The 15538-nt window shown below is 73.5% G+C and carries 14 protein-coding genes; 9 read left to right on the forward strand and 5 right to left on the reverse strand.

The window, feature by feature from the left end:
- Positions 1 to 1091 precede the first annotated feature (1091 nt).
- Both AB0O01_RS07210 and AB0O01_RS07215 read left to right on the forward strand, forming a co-directional pair.
- Positions 1092 to 2066: a hypothetical protein gene (locus AB0O01_RS07210; RefSeq protein WP_365311481.1), complete on the forward strand. Its 975-nt coding sequence runs from the start codon at positions 1092 to 1094 to the stop codon at positions 2064 to 2066.
- A gap of 22 nt (positions 2067 to 2088) precedes the next feature.
- The gene (locus AB0O01_RS07215) at positions 2089 to 2340 is read left to right on the forward strand and encodes a hypothetical protein (RefSeq protein ID WP_365311482.1); all 252 of its coding nucleotides are present in this window, start codon (positions 2089 to 2091) and stop codon (positions 2338 to 2340) included.
- A gap of 34 nt (positions 2341 to 2374) precedes the next feature.
- Here the strand turns inward: AB0O01_RS07215 and AB0O01_RS07220 are convergent, their stop codons facing one another.
- From AB0O01_RS07220 to AB0O01_RS07230, 3 genes are all read right to left on the reverse strand, one after another.
- Positions 2375 to 3544, reverse strand: coding sequence for a serine protease (locus AB0O01_RS07220; protein WP_365311483.1), 1170 nt, complete (start codon positions 3542 to 3544; stop codon positions 2375 to 2377).
- Between the two features lies 1 nt (position 3545).
- Complete coding sequence (locus AB0O01_RS07225; protein WP_365311484.1) at positions 3546 to 3914, reverse strand: hypothetical protein; 369 nt, start codon at positions 3912 to 3914, stop codon at positions 3546 to 3548.
- A gap of 136 nt (positions 3915 to 4050) precedes the next feature.
- Complete coding sequence (locus AB0O01_RS07230) at positions 4051 to 7947, reverse strand: helix-turn-helix domain-containing protein (protein ID WP_365311485.1); 3897 nt, start codon at positions 7945 to 7947, stop codon at positions 4051 to 4053.
- A gap of 151 nt (positions 7948 to 8098) precedes the next feature.
- On the opposite strand from AB0O01_RS07230, the gene AB0O01_RS07235 reads away from it, so the two are divergent.
- The 6 genes from AB0O01_RS07235 (at position 8099) to AB0O01_RS07260 (ending at position 12558) form a co-directional block, all read left to right on the forward strand.
- Positions 8099 to 8317: a hypothetical protein gene (locus AB0O01_RS07235; RefSeq protein WP_365311486.1), complete on the forward strand. Its 219-nt coding sequence runs from the start codon at positions 8099 to 8101 to the stop codon at positions 8315 to 8317.
- A gap of 33 nt (positions 8318 to 8350) precedes the next feature.
- Complete coding sequence (locus tag AB0O01_RS07240) at positions 8351 to 8962, forward strand: TetR/AcrR family transcriptional regulator (protein ID WP_365311487.1); 612 nt, start codon at positions 8351 to 8353, stop codon at positions 8960 to 8962.
- Entirely contained in the window at positions 8952 to 9632 is a 681-nt protein-coding gene (locus AB0O01_RS07245; protein ID WP_365311488.1) for a hypothetical protein, read from the forward strand. The genes AB0O01_RS07240 and AB0O01_RS07245 overlap by 11 nt, the downstream gene beginning before the upstream one ends.
- A complete protein-coding gene (locus AB0O01_RS07250; RefSeq protein ID WP_365311489.1) occupies positions 9625 to 10290 on the forward strand; it encodes a GNAT family N-acetyltransferase in 666 nt (221 codons plus the stop codon). The genes AB0O01_RS07245 and AB0O01_RS07250 overlap by 8 nt, the downstream gene beginning before the upstream one ends.
- A gap of 240 nt (positions 10291 to 10530) precedes the next feature.
- Positions 10531 to 10734 carry a cold-shock protein gene (locus AB0O01_RS07255; protein WP_355746708.1) on the forward strand — a complete coding sequence of 68 codons (204 nt, stop codon included), beginning with the start codon at positions 10531 to 10533 and terminating at the stop codon, positions 10732 to 10734.
- Between the two features lie 84 nt (positions 10735 to 10818).
- The gene (locus AB0O01_RS07260) at positions 10819 to 12558 is read left to right on the forward strand and encodes a DEAD/DEAH box helicase (RefSeq protein ID WP_365311490.1); all 1740 of its coding nucleotides are present in this window, start codon (positions 10819 to 10821) and stop codon (positions 12556 to 12558) included.
- Positions 12559 to 12668: 110 nt separating this feature from the next.
- Here the strand turns inward: AB0O01_RS07260 and AB0O01_RS07265 are convergent, their stop codons facing one another.
- Positions 12669 to 13568, reverse strand: a complete 900-nt coding sequence (locus AB0O01_RS07265; RefSeq protein ID WP_365311491.1) for a DUF3592 domain-containing protein — start codon at positions 13566 to 13568, stop codon at positions 12669 to 12671.
- Positions 13569 to 13630: 62 nt separating this feature from the next.
- Positions 13631 to 14755: a hypothetical protein gene (locus AB0O01_RS07270; RefSeq protein ID WP_365311492.1), complete on the reverse strand. Its 1125-nt coding sequence runs from the start codon at positions 14753 to 14755 to the stop codon at positions 13631 to 13633.
- A gap of 191 nt (positions 14756 to 14946) precedes the next feature.
- Here AB0O01_RS07270 and AB0O01_RS07275 point away from each other — a divergent pair, with 191 nt between their 5' ends.
- The gene (locus tag AB0O01_RS07275) at positions 14947 to 15522 is read left to right on the forward strand and encodes an N-acetyltransferase (protein WP_365311493.1); all 576 of its coding nucleotides are present in this window, start codon (positions 14947 to 14949) and stop codon (positions 15520 to 15522) included.
- Positions 15523 to 15538 lie beyond the last annotated feature (16 nt).

Below are 15538 nucleotides of genomic sequence, written 5' to 3' on the forward strand. Positions count from 1 at the left end.
GAGCACGCCAACGTCAAGACGAAACACTGAAGCGGAACGACAACCTCCCGATGCCCGGAATCCAGACAGTCGCATCATGGGCACGCTGCAGGCCATCGGAGATCGCTGTGACGCAACGCAGCAATCACTCACCTGATCGGCGAAGATGGGGCCTTCGATTCGCAGCGGCAACCTGGCGCGCGGACCGCGGTCGGCACCCCTTCAGGCAGCCACGATCACCCGCCGTTCAAATGATGAAACGGCGGAAATCGAAGCCGGATGCACCTTGCGCTCGCTACGGGCCTCGCTGCATTCCTGCCGATCTGCCCCTCACCACGCCTGCCGAGGTTGCTGCCATCGGCGTTGTCAAACACCCTCGGGGCTAACCACGGCCCCGCAGAGCGGGTCCCAAGGTCCTCGCCCTGGACGAGCAGGACGCCCTCCAGCAGCCCGTCCCCTCGGCTCGCCGACCCTCCCGCCCGGCCCAATTTCTGAGGGGATATTGGGGGCACAACAACACGCGAGGTGCGCCCACCTCGCGTCTGGCTCTGGTATCAGACCCAAGTCAGCAGTGTGGCTTGATGGGTGGGGTACAGCGACGCATACATGTGCGTGGTCAGGTCGGCACATCCGCCGTCGTGGCTGACTGTCGTCGGCTGAGGTTCGTGCCACAACCATGCCAGATAGAGGAGTCGACGAGGGTCAACAGAGTGCCCTGCAGTCGAGTTACCTGTCACCCCACCGGCTATCGAAGGTCCAGGCGAGCTGCATAGTCCTCCACCCTCTCACCCAAAGCGGGTGTCGCAGGTTCGAATCCTGCCGGGGGCACAACGAGAAGGGCCGGCTCGCGGAGGTTTCCTCCGGGGCCGGCCCTTCACCGTTTCAAGCGCCGCACCAACAGCACATGCCCCACGGCCGCCTCATGGCATCGCCTCAGAGCAGTCGGCCCTGGCTCAACTCCCCACTAGAACACCACAGTTGGCTCGGTAAGAGCTACCCTTCGCGCCCCTGCCCGAATAGGATGAATCGACCAGCCACCTCCCCCGGAGCCACCAGGGTGAAGGGACGGTTCGATGCCATCGCGACGATCACCGGACCTGAGGCGCGTACGGGTGAGACCTCCGGCCTCGTACGGAGCGGGGCTGAGGCCGATTCTGCGCATCCTCCTCGTACCGCTGTGCTGCGGGGTGCTGGTCACCACGGTCCTCGCGAGCAGGGACACGGGCGACGACACCCCACCCATCGGCGATGCGGGCCAAGCGTCCGTCGAGGCGCTGCCCACCCCGTCGCTCCCGCTCGACATCACCGGGTTCACGGCGCCGGTGACCCCGCCGGAGGGGAAGGGGGAAGAGGGGGAGCAGGGGGACGAACCCCCGGCCGACGATGTCGTCCCTACCTTCGAGGAGGAGGAACCCCCTGCCCCCGAGGTGCCCTCCGACGATGCGCACACGGCCCGGGTGAACACCTGCCTCAGCGATGCCGCCGAGGAGGGCGTGTATCGATCGGTGCCGTGCCGGGCGGGTACGTATCGGCTGCTCGGGCGGTACGCGGCCGGTGCGTCGGGTGCCTCCTGCCGGGATGCCGGTGAGATGGCCCTCACCTATTCCGACCAGCTTCTGTGCCTTCGGTACGAGTACCTGGCGACGGCGGCCTACGCCGAGGTGGGCAACTGTGTGTACGGGCGGCCGGACGGCGACTCCTGGTCGTTGCAGACCTGCTCGACCGGAACCTTCCGGGTGATCGGCAGGTACTACACGACCGATACCGAGGTGTGCCCCGACGGGCCGATCCTCGGGTTCTGGTACCACACCGGTCGGGAGCAGGTGGCCAACGTCGTCCTGTGCTACGAGGCCGTCATGCCCGACCACGGCTATCTGGTCCAGGCGGGCGAGTGCGTGAGTGTCGAGCAGCTCGCGTCGGGCGCGACGCTGATCCATCGCGCCGGATGCCCCTCCGCGAACGGCGTCGTCACCGGACGGTTCTCCTACGGGCAGGAGGAGAAGTGCGGCGAACGCGATGGATACGTCCCGTATCGGTTCCCGGGCTGGCCGGAGCTGAGTTATGTCGTCTGCTGGCGCTACGGATGAGACAAGTGAGAGAGGGAAGGCGATGACCATCCATTCTTCCGGTGGCGACACCCGTACCGCTCCCCGGTGGAGCCGGCTGCTGCTGTGGCCGGGCAGCATCCTGCTGGTGGTGCACGCGGTGATCGTCATGTCGTTCGACCTGACCGATGTCGACGAGGTGAACACCATGGTGAGATTCATGGGCGCCGCGTCCGTCGTACCGATCCTGGCGCAGGCGTTGCTCACCGCCGGGCTCATCAGCCTCGTGCTGGAGGGGAGCCAGGCCGAGGAGTGAGGGGAGTGAGGGGGGAGTGAGGGGGAGTGAGGGGCTAGTCGGTCAGCGTGAGGCGGTACGTTCCCGTGCAGTCGTACAGGGGGAGGTCCACCAGTTTGCAGGGGCCGGTGACCACGATGCGGTACGACCCCGCCTCGCCCAGGGTCACGGCGGCCTCGTACGCGCCCTGGCCGCCGAGGTCGCCGAAGCCGCCGCAGTCGGAGTACAGACCGGCCGGCCGGTACTCCCTGTCCCCGCCCTCGATCTCCAGCGCCGGGTCGAAGGAGTTGGAGCAGTCGGTGATCCGTACCCGCACCGTGACCCCGTCCTCCCGGGTGCGGAACGTGTAGATGTCCTCGGATTCGTCCTCCTCGATCTCGCCCGCGCCCGCGCCCGGCCGGCCCGGACCGATGTCGTCGCCGACCGAGACGCTGAAGCGGTCCGGACGGGGGTCCCGGATCATCGAGATGACGTACGGGGCCACGACGACGGCCACGACGACCACGATGGCCAGCCAGAGGGACACCCAGAAGGCCGGTCCACGCAGCGGCAGCGGCGACCGGCGTCGCTGAGTACCGGGGAAGAGTTCCGGCATCCTGGTGGCGATGTCCCTGGTCGGGGTGGCGTAGAAGGTCCCCCCGGTCGCCAGATGGGGGTGGGTGCCGTCGGGCTGCTGCCAGCGCACCACGCCCACCGCCCGTTCCGGGCGGCCCACGAGCACGGGGCCGCCGCTCAGCCCGGAGAGGGCCAGCCCCGCGGCGGCCTGGTCGCAGAAGAGGGCGACGACCGGGGCGCCGTCCTCCGCTCTTCTGGTGTGCCCGGTGACCGTCCCGGTCACGACGCTGCGGTGCACCCCCCAGTTGGCCGCGGCGAAACCCACCGCCCGGTAGTGCTGGTGCGGTTTCGCCGCCGTACCGAGCGGGACGGGGAGCAGATGGGGCGGGGCGGGGTGGCCGAGGCGCAGCACCGCGATGTCCAGGTGGGGGTCGGAGCGGACGACGTGGGCGGGGAGTTCGAGGTCCGGGGCGGCCGGGGAGGGGAAGCGCAGGGCGATGGCCGGGGGGCCGGTCGGGTGTCCGCCGGGGGCGGGCATCAGCGGGGCCACGCAGTGCAGGGCGGTGAGCGCGTGGTCCGCGGACACGAGGAAGGCCGTCCCCAGCACGTCCCGGCCGCCCGGCGCGACCACCTGGCCGATACCCGTCAGCGGGTGGAAGCTCGCGGGCACGCTAGGCCCTCCACACCACTCTGACCTCGAAGGTCGCCGACCCCCCGGCCTTGATGACGACTCCGCCCTCGGCCTGGAGGGAGAACTGGAAGGACAGCTCGATCTCCTCGGGCCGGAACCCCTCGCGCCCCGCGCCGGTGTCGCCGGGGGCCGCGTCCCCCGCGGGCGGGCCGTCTCCCGGGGAGCCGCCCGTCGCGTCGCCGCTCCGGCGCAGGCGCTCGTCCATCCGGGTGCGGAACCGGTCGGCGACGGTCGCCACGGCGTCGGCGATCTCGGTGGTCCGCGCGAGCAGCAGTTCCGGTGGTGCCGGACGGCGCGCGGAGAGGTCCCCCGACGGCGGCGCGTCCACCTCGACCCATAGATCGCTCATGCTCGATCAACCCCCCGAAGCCGATTCCGCTCCTCTTCACTTCTCCGTCGCCAACTTACCTTGATACAGGGGAAGTTGAGGGAGTCGTGCGGGTATCGGGTGGTCATCGGATGGCTAGCGGGCGGTTGTCGGACGGCTATCGGGTGGCTAGCGGTCTTCGCGATCCGCGGCCGGTCGTCGGGGGGCGGCCGGGCGGGTCAGTCGCACGCCGGTGCGTAGTCCATTTCCGGCAGTACCGACCCCCACTCCTCCGCCCCCAGCGCCCCCGCGCTCGCCGCGCACACCTGGCGGATGGCGTCGTCGATGTCCAGGGGCCACAGGAGCAGGGGGCCGCCCCGGGGGGCCGTGGCCAGTACGGGGGCGTGCGGGGCGAACACCACGGGGCCGTCGGGGACATGGCCGGTGAGCGGGCCGCCCCGGGGCCGCAGGCGGGTGCCCTCCAGGTCCCACAGGCGCACCTGGTCGATCTCGCCGGCCGTCGCCACGACCCCGGTTCCGGGCTGTACGGCGACGGAGTCGACCGTGCCGGTCTGGGCGGTCGGGATCTCGTGAGGGTTGTCCGGGCCGGCGGGGCGGGCGGTGTCCCAGATCCACAGGCTGTCGCCGAGCCCCCGTCCACCGCGACGGCGAGCAGCCGGCCGTCCGGGGACAGGGCGAAGGCGGTCACCTCGCCCGCACCCGGATTGCCCGGCCGGAAGGCCGTTCCCGTGCGGCGCGGTGCGCCGGGGGTGCTGGTGTCCCAGAAGGCGACCTCACCCAGGCCGTCGTAGGTGATCAGGGTGCGGTCGTCCGGGGCGAAGACCCCGTCGGCGAGGTGGGGGGCGTCCAGTTCGGCGCGGAGACGGGGGCGCAGGGGGGCGGAGGTGTCCCAGAGCTGGAGCCGCTCGCCGAGGACCTTGAGGAGGAGCAGGTCGCCGTCCTGCCGGTAGGTGAGGGGGCCGCCCCCGCTGAAGTCGTCCGCCGTCGCCGGAGCCGTCGCCGGGAACCGCCACAGCCGTACGGTCTCCTCGTCCATGGTGGCCAGTGCGGTGCCGTCGGGGGCGAAGGCTAGCGCGGCGACGGGGGAGGTGTGGCCGGTCAGGGGTGGGCCCACCTCGTCCAGGAAGGACTCGCCGGCGTCCCAGAGCTGTACCTCCGGGCGGTCCGTGTACGCGGTGGCCAGGCGGCTGCCGTCCCGGTTGTAGGCGAGGGCGCCCACGCTCGCGGGCGGGTTGCCGAGGACGGTGGCCGTGGGCGGGCCGTTGTCCAGCCGCCAGACGCTCGCCCGGTGGCCCGCGAGGACGGCCACGGCCCGTGCGTCGGGGCGCAGCCGGAAGGTGTTCGCGCCCTTGCCGAAGGGTTCGCCGACCCGTTCGGGCGGCCCGTCGGGTCCGACACGCCAGAGCTGGATGCCGCTCGCCTCCCGCAGCGCCCCCGTCGCCAGGGTCCGCCCGCCGTTGGCCAGGGAGACGGTGTCGATCGCGGTGCCGGGCGCCCCGAAGGGCGGGGTCAGCGGACGGGGGCGGGCCGGGTCGGCGATGTCCCACACCCGGACGCGGGTCTCGTCCACGTTCGACAGCGCCTCGGCGTCGCCCCCGACATCCGCCACCGTCGCCATCACCGCGCTGTCCGGGGCGAACTCCACCGCGACCACCGCCGGGTCGAGGAGGGTCAGCAGGCGCGGGCGGGCCGGGGCGCGGGTGTCCCACAGGCCGGTACGGCCCCGGTCGTCGCGGACCGCCATCACCGGGACGGCCGGGCTCACGCTCATCCACCGCACCGGGCGCCAGTCCTCCGGCAGGGTCGCGGTCCGGCCCCGGCCCGGCCGTTCCTCGCCGATCCGCCAGGTGGCGACGGTGGTGTCATCGGCCAGCGGCAGCGCCTCGAAGCCGTAGAGGGTGCTGCTGTCGGCGCCGAAGGAGACCTGGTCCTCGCGGGACAGTTGCCAGGGCAGCGGCGCGGACAGGGGGTTCGCGGCGGCGGAGACCACCTCGGCCCAGGTGTCCTCGGCCGGGTCCAGCCGGTGCGCGGCGGCGTCGAGCTGGGCGGCCAGCGACATGTCGGCGGGTCTGACCCGGTCCGCCTCGAAGGCGATACGGGCCGCCAGCGCGCGGTCCCGCTCGTCCTGCGCGGCGGTGCGCTGGCGCAGCGCGTACACGGCGGCCGAGGTCGCGAGCAGGGCGAGGACGCTGAGCAGCGCGACGGCACCGCGCCGCAGCACCAGGCTTCTGCGGCGCAGCCGGACCGCGGCGGCCAGGAAGTCCCGGGCGACGGGTGAATCTGGGCCCCAGGAGGGGGAGGCGGGGGAGGAGGGGGAGGCGGGGGGTGGCTCCCGCAGCGGGTCACGCCGCGGTCCCGGTGTTCTCCGCGGGGGGCCCGGCACGCCGTTGCTCCGCAAGGAGTCCGGGACGCCGTTCCTCCGCAGGGGTCCCGGCCCGCCGCCCCTCCGCCCCCGTACCGGCGCACCGCCCCTCCGCCCCCGTTCCGGCACGCTGGCCTCGGCCGTCTTCAGCACACTGCCCCGGTAGAGGAGCGCCGCGTCGCGGTCGCGCTGGTGCCAGACGGCGGCGTCGTCCTCCAGCTTCTGGTGGACCAGATCGCGCGACCGTTCCTCCTGCGCCCAGTCCCGCAGCCGGGGCCAGGCGCGCAGCAGCACCTCGTGGGTGATCTCCACGGTGTCCTGGTACTGGGTCAGCAGGCGCTCGGCGACGAAGGCGTCCACCACCCCGGCCAGCACCTCCGCCCTGCCGCTGGCGGCGAACAGGGCGTCCCGGGTGACCCGGCGCCGGGTGTCGGCCTCGTTGCGGCCGACCCGGACCAGCCGCCGGAACAGCGCGTCCGCCTCCTCGCGGGCGGGCCCGTCCAGCCGTTCCCAGACCCGGTCCGCCGAGCGCTGGACGGCGCCGAGGATGCCGCCGGTGGTCTCGTAGCCCTTGAGGGTCAGGGTGTCGCCGGTGCGCTCGGTCCAGGTGGCGCGCAGCGCGTGGGCGAGCAGCGGCAACCGCCCGGCGTCGTAGCCGTCATAGCCATGGGGGCCGTCGTAGCCATGGTGGCCGTCGGGGCCGATCCGGACCGCGCCCGGCGCGGAGGGGCCGTCCAAGGGGGTGCCGAGGTCGGCGAGCAGGCGTTCCACCAGGCCGCCGTCGAGCCGGAGCCGGGGGCGGCCCCCGGCGGCGGGGCCGGTGATGGCCTCGCGGAGCTGGGCGGGGGTCATCGGGCCGACGGTGACGGGCTCGTCGGAGGCGGCCAGCAGGGCGGGGTGGGCGAGGAAGGGGGCGTAGAAGTCCGCGCGCAGTCCCACGACGACCAGGGCGGCCGGTGGTGTGCCGTCGGCGCCCGGGGTGGCGAGCCGGGTCAGGGCGTCGATGAAGCGGCGGCGCTCCGCCTCGGCACGGCACTCGGTGAAGAGTTCCTCGAACTGGTCGACGACGAGGACATGATGGGCGTCCGGGGCCCGGTCGCGCGCGTCGCGGTACCGGTCCAGGACCGCGCCCGGCGCGGCGGTCGGGGTGAGCACCACCGGGGCAGGCGGCAGCCCCTCCGTGGGCAGGGCCCCGGCGAGCAGCCTGGGCACCAGCCCGGCCCGCAGCAGCGAGGACTTCCCGGCGCCCGACGCGCCGATCACGAGCTGTATGCCCCCGGTCCTGGCCCGCCGGTCGAGCGCGCCGACCAGCCGGGCGATCAACTCGTCCCGGCCGAAGAAGAGTTCGGCCCGGTCCGGGCCGAACGCCGCCATCCCGGGGTACGGGCAGCCGTCCACGCCGGGGGCGGCGGCGCGGAGCGCGCGCTCACGCAGGGCGAGCAGCTCACCGGCGGGCAGCCCCAGGGCACGGGCGAGGGCGCGGACCGTGGCGGCGCTGGGCACCTTACGGCCGTTGAGCGCCTGGCTGACGGTGGTGTGCTTCAGCCCGGACCGCCGCTCCAACTGGCCGACCTGGAGGCGTCGGCCCGCCATCGCCTCGCGCAGGGTGTTCTTGAGCGCGTCGAGCGCGTCGACCGTACGCGCCTCGCTGTGCGCGTCAGGCGGATCGTCATCGTCGTCCCCGTCCCGCATGTCCCCGGCCCCCTCCCCTGCCCCCCTGCCCTGCCCTGGCGACGGCGTTCATTGTGTTCGCGGCGAACGTCGGCGAACACCGGAACGCCGAAAGTCGGGGCTCACCCCGTCCGGACCGCCCGGACGGCGGCTCCCGCCCCGGAGGCCCGCCATGCCCGCACCCGGCTCCCAGCCCTCCCCGCCCTCCCCGACCTCCCCGACCTTCCGGTCCCTCCTGGCGTTCCTGTCCTTCCCCTTCTCCTCGCTCTCCTCGCTCTCCTCCCTCCCCTCCCCGGCGCTGCTCGCCGCGCTGGTGCTGGTGCTGCTGGTCGTAGTGCTCGGCACCGTGCCGCGTGCCGGTGCCGGTGCCGCAACAGGAAAAGGGTACTAGCGGTACACCCCATCAGTACGTACACTCATTCTCATGACACCCCCACCCCTCCCCCGTTTCCACCGTCTACCGCCCGAACGGCAGGCGGAGATCCTGGCCGTGGCCCGTGCGCACTTCGCCGAGTACGGCACGCAGGACGCCTCGTACAACCGGATCATCGAGGCGGCGGGCATGTCGAAGACCGCCGCCTACCACTACTTCGACGGCCGCGAGGACCTGCTCGGCGCGGTGCTGGACGAGGTGCTGGCCCGCGTGCTGGCGGCCCTCGGCGTGTACTCCCCCGCCCCGGATCCGGCCGCCTTCTGGTCCCGGCTGGAGTCCGGCGCGGACGCGCTCACCCGGCATCTCGCCACCCACCCGGACGATCTGGCGCTCGCCGGCGCGGCGCTCGCGCGGGCCGGGGGCTCGGCCTGGCGGGGCTGGTTCGTCGCCCTCGTCGAGGACGGGCGGCGGCTCGGGATCGTCCGCACCGACATCGACACCGCGCTGATGGCCTCGGCCACCGCCGCCGTCCTGGGGGCGGCGGACGAGTGGGCGCTGCCGGAGCTGGCGGCGGGCCGCGCGTTGGACCGGGCCCCGGTGTGGCTGCTGCTGCGCGGCCTGTGGGGCGGCGGCTCCACGGAAGGAGCCGGGGATGCGCGCTGAACCGGGGGTTGCTGAACCAGCCGTCGCCGAACCGGTGATCGCCGAACCGGTCGTCGACTGGGCGATACCGCCGACGCCACCAGGACTGGCGGGCCGTCTCGAACGGTTCCTCGGTCCCGGCAAGACCCGGGCCGAGTCGGCGGTGGAGATCGGCGGCGGGCTGCTGTGCGCGGCGCTGCTGGTGGCCGGGCTGTGGTCACCGGCGGCATCGGGGACACGGGAGTCCTGGTCCGCCGTGCAGCTCACGATCGTCCTGGTCGCCGGGCTGGATCTGATCGGCGGGATCCTCACCAACGCCACCAACGCGGCCAAGCGCTGGTACCACCGGCGGGCCCCGGGCGCCCGGCGGGCCCGGCTGGTCTTCGTCGCGGCCCATCTGCTGCATCTCGCCGTGCTGGGGACGGTGGTGCTGGAGGGCGACCTCGGCTGGACACTGGGCAACGCGGCGCTGCTGCTGGCCGGGGCGGCGGCCGTGGAGTTCGCGCCGGTCCACCTGGCCCGTCCGGTGGCGGTGGGGGTCTGGACGGCGGTGGTGCTGGTCAATCTCTTCTGGCTGACGGTGCCGCTCGCGCTGGTGTGGTTCGCGCCGCTGTTCCATCTGAAGCTGCTGGTGTGCCATCTCGTCCCGGAGGCTCCGCTGCGGGCCGGTGGCGGTGGCGGCGATGCCTGACGGCGACCCCTTCGGCCCCGCGCGCGAGAACGCCTCGGTCGGGGAGTGCGCCGCCGTCCTCGCCGCCGCCTTCGCCCGGGAACCGGCCACCCGCTGGATCTGCGGCGATTCGACGGCGGTACGGGAGCGCTGGTTCGCGGCGACCCTGGCGACGCAGGCGACCCTGCCGGGCGCCCGGCGGACGGTCCTGGCCGACGCCGGGCGGGGGGCGTCGGCACCCGTCCCGCCGACCGCCGCCGCCCCGCGGCGGACAGCGGCACCGATACCCGTCGCCGCCGCCGTGCTCACCCCGCCCGGCGCCGAGCCCTCCGCCCGCGCCGCGACCGCCTGGACCCTGGCCGCCCTGCGCCACTGCGGCCCCCGCGCGCTGCTGCGCACCCTGCGCTATCTGCGCGTCACCGAGCCGCAGGCACCGCCCGGCGCGTGGACCCTGGAGTTCCTCGGTGTCGCCCCGCAGGCGCGGGGCCGGGGCGCCGGGGGCCGACTGCTCACCCACACGGTGGACACCGTCCCGGCCCGCGACGGGATCTTCCTCACCACGGCCGACCCCGCCAATGAGCCGTTCTACGCGCACCACGGCTTCGGGGTCCTCTCGCGCACCGCCCTCGGGGGCCTGACGGTGACGGCGATGTGGCGGCCGGGGCGGGGCGGCCACTGAGAGACCGGAGCGGCGCGGCGGCTGCCGTTCGCACCACGAGGGAGGTGAGAGATGGGTCACGGCGGACACCCCCGCCGCACTCGCTTCCCCGGTCCGGGCAGAAGCCTGTGCTAAAGTTTCGGCGTTGCAGTTGTGGTACCCATGAACCTATGTGCGCCTGACGGGAATGTTTCTCCTCAGGCGCATTATTTGTTTTCCGGCTTCTCCGGATGGGGCCTCTGCCTACAGAAGGAAAAGATCATGGCACAGGGAACCGTCAAGTGGTTCAACTCTGAAAAGGGCTTCGGCTTCATCGAGCAGGACGGCGGCGGTCCCGACGTCTTCGCCCACTACTCGAACATCGCGACGCGGGGCTTCCGTGAGCTCCAGGAGGGCCAGCGGGTCTCCTTCGATGTCACGCAGGGCCAGAAGGGTCCGCAGGCGGAGAACATCCTCCCCGCCTGATAGCCGGGCGCGTTTTCGCTCACCGGGGCTTGCACCGTCATGGTGCGGCCCCGGTTGTGTGTTTCCAGGAAGGCAGAGAGCCGTATGTCCCGCAGATCCCAGAGGCCGCCGTCGAAACGGCGTACCCCGTCGCCCCGCCCGACCGCGTCGGCGCCGCAGGAATTCCGGTTGCCGGAGAACACGACACCCGCTCTTCCCGCGGTCGAGGATTTCGCGGCTCTGGACATGCCCGAGGGCCTGCTGAAAACCCTCAGCGACCAAGGCGTGACCACCCCCTTCCCCATCCAGGCCGCCACCCTGCCCAATTCCCTCGCGGGCCGCGATGTCCTCGGCCGGGGACGCACCGGCTCCGGCAAGACCCTCGCCTTCGGGCTGGCCCTGCTGGGCAGGACTGCCGGACTGCGCGCCGCGCCCAAGGCGCCGCTCGCCCTGGTCCTCGTCCCCACCCGGGAACTCGCCCAGCAGGTCACCGACGCCCTCACCCCCTACGCGACCGCCGTGAATCTGCGGCTCGCGACCGTGGTCGGCGGGCTGTCGATCACCAAGCAGGCCGCGGCGCTGCGGCGCGGTGCCGAGGTCGTCGTCGCGAGCCCGGGGCGGCTCAACGACCTGGTCGAGCGCGGGGACTGCGTCCTCGGTGACGTCCGCGTCACGGTGCTGGACGAGGCCGACCAGATGACCGACATGGGGTTCCTGCCGCAGATCGTCAAGCTGATCCGGCAGGTCCGCGAGGACGGTCAGCGGCTGCTCTTCTCGGCCACCCTGGACCGCAACATCGACCGGCTGGTGCAGCAGTTCCTGACCGATCCCGTGGTGCACTCCGTCGACCCGTCGGCGGGTGCGGTGACGACGATGGAGCACCATGTGCTCCACCTCCAGGACGAGACCGACAAGAAGGCCGTCACCACCCGGATCGCCGCCCGCGACGGCCGGGTCCTGCTCTTCCTGGACACCAAGCGGTCCGCCGACCGGCTCGCCAAGCGGCTGCTCGCCGCCGGGGTCCGGGCCGCCGCCCTGCACGGCGGACGCTCCCAGCCGCAGCGCAACCGCACCCTGGAGCAGTTCAAGAACGGCCAGGTCACGGCCCTGGTGGCGACCAATGTCGCCGCCCGCGGCATACACATCGACGATCTCGATCTCGTCGTCAACGTCGATCCGCCCACCGACCACAAGGACTACCTCCACCGGGGCGGCCGGACGGCCCGCGCCGGGGACTCCGGCAGTGTGGTCACCCTCGTCCTGCCCGAGCAGAAGCGGGACGTCAGCCGGCTGATGTCGGACGCGGGCATCCGGCCCCGCACCACCCACCTCACCTCCAGTGACACCGAACTCGCCACCATCACCGGCGCGCGCGAGCCGTCGGGGGTGCCGGTGACGATCGAGGTACCGCAGCAGGCGGCGCCCGCGAAGGCGGCGAAGTCCGCCAAGTCCGGTGGCGGTGCGTCCCGGACGGGCGGGCGGAGGTCGGGCGGGCAGTCGGGGAGCCGTCAGTCCGGGGGCCGTCAGTCGAGCGGTGGTCCCCAGTCCGGGGGCCGTCAGCCGGGGGGCCAGCCGGGTGCAGAGCCCGGCCGCCGGTCCCGGCGGCGCGGACGCGGCGAGGGCGGCGGCGCGGGCCAGGCCGGAGCGGGTGCGGGCGCGGGATCGGGAGCTGGAGCGGGGGCTGCGGAAGGCCGGGGTTCCGGCTCCGGTTCCGGGTCCGGCTCCGCGGCCGGTACGACGGCGGCCCGGCGTGGCTCCGGGTCCGCTTCCGGCTCCGCCGCCGGTACGGCGGCCCGGCGCGGCTCCGGTGGACGGCGCGGCGCCCGTCGCCCGTCCGGCGCCTGAGGCGACCTGACCCCGGTCGGGGCGACCTGTCCGGGGCGGGGCCCACAGAATCAGGACCATCCGCCCCTGACGGTCCCTACAGACCCAGGACCACCCGACCCTGGCGGCCCCTACAGGACCAGGACCACCCCGACGACCGTCGCCGCCGCTGTCGCCAGCAGGAACAGGACGGTGAAGGCGTCGTCCAGCTCGTGGGAGCGCTGTTCGGAGGCCAGGACCGGGGTGAAGTGGGCCGGGTTGGCGGGATCGTAGTGGACGGTGACGGTCCGGCCCCGGGCGTGCTCGGGGTCGGGGATCCCGGTCGGGCAGTACGCGGTGACGGCCGTCCCGTCGAGCGTGGTGAAGACGACGACCGGGGTCAAGGTGGTGTACGAACTGCCCTCCCCGTCCGTGGAGACGTCCCGGAGCACGGCGACGACCTGCCCCGGGACGGCGACCAGGGTGGCCGTCCTGCGGCGCCGCCGCTCCGTGGCGCGCAGGGAGTCGGGCAGCGCGATGGCCGCGCCGAGGGCGAGAGGGCCGCAGGTGGCGATCAGCGCCCAGGGCCAGCCCCACTCGATGGCCGCGCCGGTCACCAGTCCGGCGTAGATGAGGAAGACGGCGCAGTTCGGGAGGGTGAGGCCGCGGTCGGGCCCGGGGGTCTCGCCGGGGACCTCGCCGGTGAAGTGGAACTGGTAGGCGTGCGGTCGGCCGCGGTGGTAGCGGAGCGCGACCGTGCGGCCCGGCCAGGCGGCGGTGACCGTCTCACCGCGGTCCCGGTCGTTGGTGACGGTGAACTCCTGCCCGCTGGCCGGGTCCTGGAAGGTGACGACCACCGGAACCCCGTCCCGGCGGGAGGCTCCGTGCCGCAGCTCGCCCACCCGCTCGACCCGCCCCGTGGCACGGACCGTCCGCTGGGCGCGGGTCATCCCGGCGAGCGAGCGGCCGTAGCCGAGGAGCGCGACCGCGGCGCACAGGGCGCACCACAGCGCGATATAGCCGTGCCAGCCTTGCCACCCGTCCCAGCTCATGACGCCTTCTCTCTCCCAGTGTTCGCAGTGGCTCCACCCGGATCCGGACCCGGGCGCCCCCGTCAGCCCGTCGCCGGTGTGCGCCGTACGATCTCGCCGTCGCCGTCCGCCTCCAGCAGGCCCGTGCCCTCGGAGCCGGTCACGGCGACCCGGAGGGTGAGGGAACCCATGGTCCGGTCGGCGGTGAGCTGCCAGCTCCGCGGGGTCCCGGTGTCCAGGGTGCGCCGGGCGTCCTCGACCAGGGCGGGGATCCGGTCGTAGGGCAGGGACTTGGGGTCGAAGCCCGGTGTCGCCGCCGTACCGGCCGAGTCTCCGGTGGGGACGAAGACCACCGTCAGCGTCCGCTCCTGGACGACGACCGTGAGCGCCTCGTCCCCGTCCTTGGCCTCGGTGAGCGAGTCCATGGCCCGCCGCAACTCGCCCTCGTCCAGCAGCGACTGCCCCTCGCCGAGGGTGACCGTGCCGGTCGCCGAGGTCACGACGGTGGTGGAGGTGGAGGTGGAGGTCGAGGTGGAGGAGGAGACGGCCGGGGACGGCCGGTGTCCCTCGCCCGCCTCGTCGTCGTCGAACAGGTCGGCCCGGAACAGCAGGATGATCAGCGCGGCGCCGAGCAGCAGCGCGAGGAGGCCCGCGCAGCCGCCCGCCGCGCTCTCCGGCGGCTCGCTGAGCATCGCCGGTCCGGGCGCGGAGTCGATCCGGGCATCGGCGGCCCGCGCCTCCCACTCGGGTGTGGGGCGCCGTACGACCTCCACCCGCCAGGGCCGGTCCGGTGGGTACTGGACGACCAGGACACCGCCGGGGCGGTGGTCGGGCAGCTCGACCAGGTTGACGTGATGGGTGATCTCCACGCGGTAGGCGGGGGCGTCGTCGGGCGCGACGGTCAGATCGAAGCGGACCGGGACCTCGCTGTCCCCCTCCCCAACCCGCTCCCGGCTCTCGATCCCAGCGAGGGCGATACGGGGCGGGACCTCCGCCTCGCGGGCGCGGCGCCGGGCGCCGGGGAGGTAGAGGAGCAGGCCGTAGACCAGGGGGACGGCGAGCCCGGCGACGAACAGCGGCACCTTCTCGATGATCACGCCCACGACGAGCGAGGCCAGCGAGCCCCCGATCACCCCGCCGGTCAGAAAGCCACGGACGAGAGCGAGGGGGACGTTGCGCCGGGGCGGCCCACCCGTGGTGATCGTCATACCGGTGATTGTGCCGGGGGAGGGTGTCGGGCGGTAGGCCGATCGGTGGAACTCCGGGGTCCGCCTTCGTCCCCGGCCCCCGCGCCCCGGTACCGCCGGGGTGTTCCGCCGCGCCCGTACTACAGTCGAACGGCCGGGGCGGGGACCATCCCCGGCCGTTCCCGGACGAGAAACGAAAGCAGCAGCCGTAAATGACGAAGACGACCGACTCCGCCTCCGACCCCGGCTCGGGCTCCGACCCCAGCTTCGGCTCCGGCTCCGGTTCCGGCTGGACCACCCGGCCCGAGACCCCAGATGACATTCCCGTCATCCGGGATGTCGTCCGCGCGGCCTTCGGGAGGGCGGAGGAGGCGGAACTGGTCGACGCGCTGCGGGCGGACCCGTCCTGGATCGACGGGCTGTCGCTCGTCTCCACCGACGCGGACGGCAGGGTCGTCGGGCACGCGCTGCTGACCCGGTGTCATATCGGGGAGATCCCCGCGCTGTGCCTGGCCCCGTGCTCGGTGCTCCCGGAGTATCAGCGCGGCGGTGCCGGGTCCGCCGCGATCCGGGCGGCGCTGCGGGCGGCGGCGGAGCGCGGGGAGCGCTTTGTGACGGTGCTGGGGCACCCGGAGTACTACCCCCGGTTCGGCTTCACCCGCGCCTCCGCGCACGGCATCGGGATCACCCTCGACGTCCCCGACGAGGCGCTGATGGCGCTGAGCCTCGTCCCCGGGGACGCGCTGCCGGGCGGGACGATCCGGTACGCGGCGCCGTTCGGGATCTGAGGGGCCGGGTGTCCGT

The organism is Streptomyces sp. NPDC093252 (assembly GCF_040683675.1).
Classification (GTDB): Bacteria; Actinomycetota; Actinomycetes; order Streptomycetales; family Streptomycetaceae; genus Streptomyces.